The organism is Paenibacillus thiaminolyticus (genome assembly GCF_003591545.1).
Classification (GTDB): domain Bacteria; phylum Bacillota; class Bacilli; order Paenibacillales; family Paenibacillaceae; genus Paenibacillus_B; species Paenibacillus_B thiaminolyticus_A.
In genome coordinates this window covers 158,068-165,099 of sequence record NZ_QYZD01000012.1, presented here as the reverse complement: position 1 = coordinate 165,099, position 7,032 = coordinate 158,068, and the positions used below count along the sequence as shown (strand labels likewise).

The window sequence follows — 7,032 nt, the reverse complement described above, 5'->3', positions numbered from 1 at the left end:
CAAGCCGCTTGTTGCGGAACATCACATCGTCCCCGATCGCGTAACGCGCTCCGCTCTCAATCTCGCAATGGTAGAAATCCGCCGGATGCAGACCGGCTTCGTAGCCGCCCGCCCGTTGGAATGCCGCCAAGTCCCGGCGGGCGATGTACGGGAGATCGTCGGGCAGCTCGTGGCTTCTTCCTTCTGGCATCCCGAATGAAAATCTTGGTTTTGCCTCTAATATATCACACACGAGAACGGCATGAAAATGGCTGGCGAGCCGTGTCAACAGCTCCCAGTCCGTCTCGTCGTATTGGAAGACCGGCTCCCCGATGCTCGTCGATTCGCCCGCGTAATGGATGACATCGTAGCCGGGATATGTCTGAATGATGTCTCCCACGAGTTGGGCATAGGTCATCCCCGCATCCTGGAAGGAACGGCGCTTGCGCTTCAAGTCCATCAGATGGCTGCATGACGTTCCCTCCATTTGAATCGCGTAGACCCCGTTCGTATGGGTTATCCGAACGTCAGTGACCGAACCTTTAAAAATCGCGGTCTCGCTTTGTCCCTGTTTCTCGTACAAATGAATTTCGTCGTGCGACGAAGCGCCCAAGACCGCTTTCACATGGTCGCTGTCCTCGACATAGCCCCGTACGACAAGCCGTCCGTGCTCGTTCGGCTTCCATGCAAGCCGCACATCCCTGATTCGTTGCAGCCGATACGGCGATTGAATCCGGATTTGATCGAAACCTATCATCATCGTCAGCCTCCGCTTGGATTACTCGTCATGCTGCCCGTCGCTTAGAAAGTAAATCACACCGCCCCAGTTGCACACGAGTAAGGAATCGGTCGTCAGCGCAGGCTGGCCTTCCACTTTCGTGTTCTCCTTCGCATAGACCCACGTCTCCAAAAATTCGGGCATACACGGTTTACCCGTGATCGTGTCGCCGTTCTCGGCAATAAAATACACGGTTTCTCCGCTTGGATTGCGTTCTCCTTGACAGGCTCCAAAATGCGGGATATTCTCAAGCGGCTTACAATCCGTCTCATTCATCATCGGCTTACCGTTGACGAACGACCCGTGGCTCCTTGGCAAGTTGATCCGCCGGGGGTTGCTGCCGCAGATGCATTGCATGCGCGCCCCTCTGACCACATACCTCGGCGGAGTCTTGTCGCCTTCCGGCATCGTCATCTCCATATCATCCAACATGAATCCCCCCCTATCCCATCTGATTAACTGCTATATTCCACAATCGCTTTCTCCAGCCGTACTCCTGTAAAGCCCCGGCGCAAGATGCTCTCCGCCACGTCCAGACGAACCGCCACAAGAGGCGCGTCGCTTTCTTGGACGCGGACGATCTTTTTGCCCTGCAGCTTCTCTCCCCATAACACCGGCTTGTTGACGAACCTTTTGTCGGGAGACCATTCGCTGCTCGGACTGAGTACCATATCCTCCGGCAAGATCGGAAGGAAATAGCGTTTCTGCCGCTGCCCTTTCAGGTCGAGCAGCGGCGTAAATATGAACCATGCATCCGGCTCATATATCGCAAGCAGTCGTTTCAGCTCCTCTGACACGAGATACAGCTGCCGGTCCATCACATCGAGGAACTCGCTCTCCGGCCCCGCCGTCACGTAGAACACAATCGGGTCTGGAATCTTGTGCGCGCTCCCCCACCGAATGTCTCTCCTGTCGACTTTGCTTCGCACCTGCTCCAGCACCGGCACGTCCGTATGACGATCATCTTGCTTCAACCAAAAATAGTCCATGTTACTGTACCGCCCCATCGTTAGTCGCTTCTACGGCTCTCCCACCGTCCCCTCCGCCAGGTGTTTCATACAGCAGCTCACATTGATCCTTATATTCGCCGACGAATAATTGCAGCTTCGCAGACTTGTCCATCTGGCGGTAAGTCTCATTTTCGATGAGCGACGGGACGAAGCCTCGTATCCATTCCACCGTTAACAGGTGGTACTTATAGGCTTCGATCAGCTTGATCTTCTCGATATCCATCGGGGTGATCTTTCTTGCATACGCTTTGCGCTTCTCCTCCAACTCCCCCATCCGGCGGAACAGCGGGGCGAAAATAAAATCAGCAGACCATAAAGACGCGCATTCCTCTAAATCGAGAAACCAATTAGCGTCGTAGGCGTCGATACGATATTGAGCCGTGTTCGCCATGATGCTTGTCCGCAAAAAGGAGATGTACACGTAATGAATGCTCCCCTTGCGCCCTTCTTCCTGCAGCTTACCGGCTTGCTTGCATACCGCTTCAAAGGCCTCCAGAAAACGGCATTCGATGTGCTCCTTCTCCTGCCGATACCGTTCGTCGATCTCCGGGAGATCGGACTGCCAGCGGTCGAACACATGCAGCTCCAGCAAGTCTTGCAGCGCTTCCTCTTTGCTCATCACCCGGATCATTCGATATTGACCTTTCCGCCGCTTAACGTAACGTGGTCGGCAATGTTCAAATTCGCGTCCGCTTGCTTCAAGTCGATCCCGGCTTCACCTTGCAGCAAGATGCGCGCTCCTCCGGTAATTTCGATGTCATCCTCGGCGGACAGCACGATTTTTTTGTCGCTGTTAATCTCAATACCGCCGTCATCCGTCAGGCGCATCAGCAGATTGCCGTTGCCGATAATTTCAATCGCCCCCGGTTGGAATACGACTTGCTTGCCGTATTTGGTACTGATGCTTTTGACCGACGGGTCGCTGCGCTTCACCGGGTCGGAGGAAGCCAAGTCGACCGAGCTTGCAGCAAATGCGTTAGGTTCCCGCTCATCAGGAAAATAGAGCCGAACCTCGTCGCCGGCTTCCGGCATGCAATACCAGCCGCTTCCGTCCGGGGAAGAATAGACGGTCGAGTAGGGAAACCACATGGCCCCGGCATCGTGTCCGCTGTCGATATGCAGGCTTACCTTCACTTGGTCCTTGGACACGTCCAGCACCTTGCCGAACAGGGAAGCCCCTGATAAGGCATGCGCGTAGGTGGTGAGGCAGCTTACGCCTTCCTTTTCCCGCAGCTCGTAATGGCTGACCAGAATGCCGCCTTCGAGCTTCGTCTCCGCGCGCGCCACAAAGAGCGTCCGCTGCCGGAACGCGACAGGGAAGCCGAGCTCCATCAGCTTGTGGCTTGTCACTTCATAGCAGATACCGCTCTCGCCGTCCGCTCCCGACAGCCTGGTGTCCTTCAGATTCTTGCGAATGGTATAATTATATTCGTCCAGCTTGAGCGGCTCGCCCACATCGGGGAGCCCTACATAATAGTGCGGCCCCTTATGCGCGCCTATCGGCGTGAGCGGAGCGTGAAAATGGGAAGCGAGCCGCTTGGCGAACTGCCAGTCGGTTTCCTGGTACTGCACGATAAACTCTCCGATGCTTTTGCCCCCGGAAGCCCCATCGATGACATCGCCGTTCGCATAAGCCTTGGTCAGTTGCGCGAACAGATCGCGGTAAGCCACACCGGTGTTTTGAAAAGAGCGGTTCTTTTTCCGAAGGTCCATCAAGATGGTGGCGCTTGTGGCCTCGATCGTTAACGTGCGCACGTTGCGGTTCGCCTGTACGGCCATGTGGGTAACGACGCCTTGAAACAAGACGATTTTGCGTTCGCCGTCTTGCACATACACTTCCAGCTGCTCTTGATCATCGGCCTCATCGACGTATTGATCGAGCTTCTCTTCCGGTACAACCCCGCTTACGGACAACTTGACGTGCTCGTTCAGTTGCTTGATCAGACTCAAGTCGAGCAGCCGTTCAAAGTGGTAAGGGGCAATGACAACGTTGGCACTTGTATAAACCGTCTGCTTCTGGCTCATTCTTGCTCCTCTCCCTCATCCAGCGGCAACACGTGTACGGTTCGCATGACTTGGAACGCGATGTCCCTCCACAGCTCGTAATCTGCATAGCGGCAACTGAAGGTCCCCATCCCGGTTTTGCCGTGGAAGACGAAGAAAAAGAAAAGCTGATACATAAATCCGTCCAATGCGGAGCTCTTGAATTCGAAATACCCAACCTTCTTGCCGTTCGCCTCTTCCGTCCCGTCAGTAAAGAACAGATGCGCCGGGTTCGTCCGCCGGATGCCGGCTCTCATGCCGCTGGTTAATTCCTCGACCCATTCCTCCTGCAGGTCGTGGTCAATCCGGTTTAAGGTGAACGCGATACTGCCCGTCTCATCGGCTTTCACGATCGGCGGACGCGCTTCATACGGGTATTTCACTTTCCGCACTTGCTCCGGCATATCCGTAAACTCCTGCGGGATATACATCGTCAGCTTGCCGTCGAAGAACGGTTGCTCCTCGAACGTGTAGTAGCGCTTTCCAACCCGTACCGGTCCCGTACGAATATCGTGCGGCTGCTTCGCTTTCTCCGCTTCGTTCAGCAGCGCCTGAATTTTCTCATCCATAAATTCCATTCCACTCACCATCCCTTCCCTCGAATAAAACAGCCCGAAGATCCCGTTTTTTGTCTACATCATAAAAAAATGCCTATCAGGCGTCAATGAGTCTTCTCCACAGGTCTATTGCACCGAATTATAGGCAGATGATAGCAAAATATGTCGAATTACAACCATATATTCCCACACAATATTTCTCCTCTTGCTTCAGATCCCGTCATCGCTAAGAGACCGGTGGGCATCCGCGGAGCCGATCCCTCTGCCGCTTCGGAAGCATTCCTTCTGTCATTGCTTTTGCTCCTAGCGTATGGTATGCTAGGTTCCCATTTTCCAGCAATACCATCATTCTTAGGAGGTAACTGAAAGTGACTGACACGTTTCAAAGTGCCTATCAAGAAGAGCAGCACCATCTTGATGCGACACTCCGGGATATCCGGAAGCAGTATGAAGCACTGCGGCAAATTCCCGTCTATACGGGAGATGATTTTACCGAGCAAGTGTTGGAAGATGCTCGCGAGCAGCGCCGGCAGCGTCTGCAGCGGGCGTCGAGAGAGCCGTATTTCGGCCGCCTCGATGTCCAGGAAGGACACCATGAACAGGTGATCCCGCTCTACATCGGGAAGCAAGGGGTCGATGCCAGCGAGAGGCGGGAGCAGCAAGCCTCCAAGCCGGGCGCGGATCCTTACCCGCTCGTCATCGATTGGCGCGCTCCCGTCGCCAGCCTGTTCTACTCCTTCACGGGCGGATTGGAGCCCGCCGCCTACGACGCGCCGGAGGGGACGCTGACAGCGGAGGTCCACTTGAAGCGGAACCTCGTGATCCGCAATGAGCAGCTGCTGAGGGTGGTTGATACGTTCGACCGCGAGCAGGGAGAGGAGAGCGTGACAGACGAATTCCTCGTCTATCGCTTAGGGGAGAACAAGGACAACAAGCTGCGCGACATTGTCTCGACCATCCAATCCGAGCAGGATGCGATCATCCGCGCGCCGAAGAACAAGGCGCTATTCATACAAGGGGTCGCCGGCAGCGGCAAGACGACCGTCGCCCTGCATCGCCTCGCCTACTTGCTCTATCAATATCAAGATCAAATCCATGCCGAGCGCATGATTATTTTTGCGCCGAACCGCATGTTCCTTGACTATATCGGGGAAGTGCTGCCCGAGCTGGGCGTCGGCAACATCCAGCAGCGCACCTTCGCCGATTGGGCGCTGGAGCTGACCGGGCTGGAGGAGCGAGTACAGCTCGCCTCGCCGATGGACGAGATCGAGCAATGGTACGGCTCCCTCGCGGAGCGGCCGCTCGACAGCAGCGGCAGCCCGGGACGCTTCAAGGGCTCGCTGGAATGGATGCGGCTGCTGGATGAGTTCGTCCAGCATTGGGTGGAGCGTGCGATACCGGAAGAAGATTTCGTCCCTTGGGACGGCAGCTTGCTGCCGCACGCGACGATCGCGCACTGGTTCCAGCAGGAATACCGCTCGTATGAGCCGGCCAAGCGACTGGAGCGCGTGGCCGCCCGCATGCAGCGCTGGCTGGAGATGGAGCTGAAGCAGGAGCTGAGCAAGTCCCGCCTGCAGGAGAAGAAGCGCAAAGGCTCCGCCAAATTGAAATCGTATCTGAAGCGCTGGTCCAAAGCCGAGGTCATGGAAGTCTACAAGCAGCTGTTGCAGGACGATGCCTATGCCGGGCACCTCCCGGTATCCGTTAGGAAGCAGACATTGGCGAGCTTGAAGCGCGGCATCGTGAAGCAGGAGGATGTGGCCACGCTTGCCTATCTGCACCTGCTGCTTCATGGCGTAGCTTCCGCCCAGCGGTTCGATCACGTCGTCATCGACGAAGCGCAGGACTTCTCCCCGCTTCAAGTCGCCCTGCTCGATCGGCTCGCGAAGAGCCACTCGTTCACGATATTGGGCGACCTGTCGCAAGGCATTCATGCCTATGCTGGCATCGAAGACTGGCAGGAGATGCGCGACGCCTTCGCCGGCGAAGAGACAGCATATCACGCCTTGACGCGAAGCTACCGTTCGACGATGGAGATTATCCACTTCGCCAACGCGATCCTGAAGCGCGGCGTGAAGACGACCATGCTCGCCGAGCCGGTATTCCGCAGCGGGAACAAGGTCCGCATACGCCAGGAAGCCCCTGAGCAGGCCGCTTCCTGGGTCGCCAGCGAACTGGAGCGCCACCGGGAGCAGGGCTATCAGACGACGGCGATTCTGACCCGCACGACAGAGGAAGCGCGCGAATGGCATGAGCGGCTGCGAGCGCTGGGCGCCGAAGCGCATCTCATCGACGGCCGGCAGCAGCAATATTCGGGCGGCATCTCGGTCCTTCCGGTCTATCTGTCGAAAGGGCTAGAGTTCGACGCCGTCATTCTGCTCCATGCCAATGACACGCATTACGGCATGAGCCCGCTGGAAGCGCGGCTGATGTATGTCGGCTGCACGCGCGCGCTTCATCAACTGACCCTATGCGTAGACGGCGCCATCAGCCCGCTGCTCCCGCAGTCGGATGATGAATGGACCGTGCACGAGCATTCGTAAGTAGCAAAAGGCCGTCCCGAAAGAAGGCAGATTCTCTCATCGGGGCGGCCCTTTTTTGTTACAGCATTTTTCAGTCTAATCAGAGGCAAGCCAGAATTACGGAGGCGTTAATTATGAACAAG

Annotated in this window: 6 protein-coding genes and 1 pseudogene; 1 reads left to right on the top strand and 6 read right to left on the bottom strand. The window is 56.3% G+C overall.

The window, feature by feature from the left end; translation table 11 throughout:
- From DQX05_RS15100 to DQX05_RS15075, 6 genes and pseudogenes are all read right to left on the bottom strand, one after another.
- A pseudogene (locus DQX05_RS15100) lies at positions 1-739 on the bottom strand (contractile injection system protein, VgrG/Pvc8 family); the annotation flags it as partial.
- Positions 740-757: 18 nt separating this feature from the next.
- The gene (locus DQX05_RS15095) at positions 758-1,189 is read right to left on the bottom strand and encodes a DUF4280 domain-containing protein (protein ID WP_259392010.1); all 432 of its coding nucleotides are present in this window, start codon (positions 1,187-1,189) and stop codon (positions 758-760) included.
- Between the two features lie 23 nt (positions 1,190-1,212).
- Complete coding sequence (locus DQX05_RS15090; RefSeq protein ID WP_119794388.1) at positions 1,213-1,746, bottom strand: hypothetical protein; 534 nt, start codon at positions 1,744-1,746, stop codon at positions 1,213-1,215.
- Between the two features lies 1 nt (position 1,747).
- Complete coding sequence (locus tag DQX05_RS15085) at positions 1,748-2,398, bottom strand: hypothetical protein (RefSeq protein WP_119794387.1); 651 nt, start codon at positions 2,396-2,398, stop codon at positions 1,748-1,750.
- Positions 2,395-3,792, bottom strand: a complete 1,398-nt coding sequence (locus DQX05_RS15080; RefSeq protein ID WP_119794386.1) for a contractile injection system protein, VgrG/Pvc8 family — start codon at positions 3,790-3,792, stop codon at positions 2,395-2,397. The genes DQX05_RS15085 and DQX05_RS15080 overlap by 4 nt, the downstream gene beginning before the upstream one ends.
- Positions 3,789-4,388 (bottom strand): hypothetical protein, encoded by a 600-nt coding sequence (locus tag DQX05_RS15075; RefSeq protein ID WP_119794385.1) that lies wholly within the window; start codon positions 4,386-4,388, stop codon positions 3,789-3,791. The genes DQX05_RS15080 and DQX05_RS15075 overlap by 4 nt, the downstream gene beginning before the upstream one ends.
- 347 nt (positions 4,389-4,735) lie before the next feature.
- Here DQX05_RS15075 and DQX05_RS15070 point away from each other — a divergent pair, with 347 nt between their 5' ends.
- Positions 4,736-6,910, top strand: coding sequence for a HelD family protein (locus DQX05_RS15070; RefSeq protein WP_119794384.1), 2,175 nt, complete (start codon positions 4,736-4,738; stop codon positions 6,908-6,910).
- Positions 6,911-7,032 lie beyond the last annotated feature (122 nt).

Excerpts from the sequence above, each read along its gene's own strand:
- DQX05_RS15085 (WP_119794387.1), bottom strand. The coding sequence starts at position 2,398 with ATGATCCGGGTGATGAGCAAAGAGGAAGCGCTGCAAGACTTGCTGGAG.
- DQX05_RS15095 (WP_259392010.1), bottom strand. The coding sequence starts at position 1,189 with ATGTTGGATGATATGGAGATGACGATGCCGGAAGGCGACAAGACTCCG.
- DQX05_RS15090 (WP_119794388.1), bottom strand. The coding sequence starts at position 1,746 with ATGGACTATTTTTGGTTGAAGCAAGATGATCGTCATACGGACGTGCCG.
- DQX05_RS15080 (WP_119794386.1), bottom strand. The coding sequence starts at position 3,792 with ATGAGCCAGAAGCAGACGGTTTATACAAGTGCCAACGTTGTCATTGCC.
- DQX05_RS15075 (WP_119794385.1), bottom strand. The coding sequence starts at position 4,388 with ATGGAATTTATGGATGAGAAAATTCAGGCGCTGCTGAACGAAGCGGAG.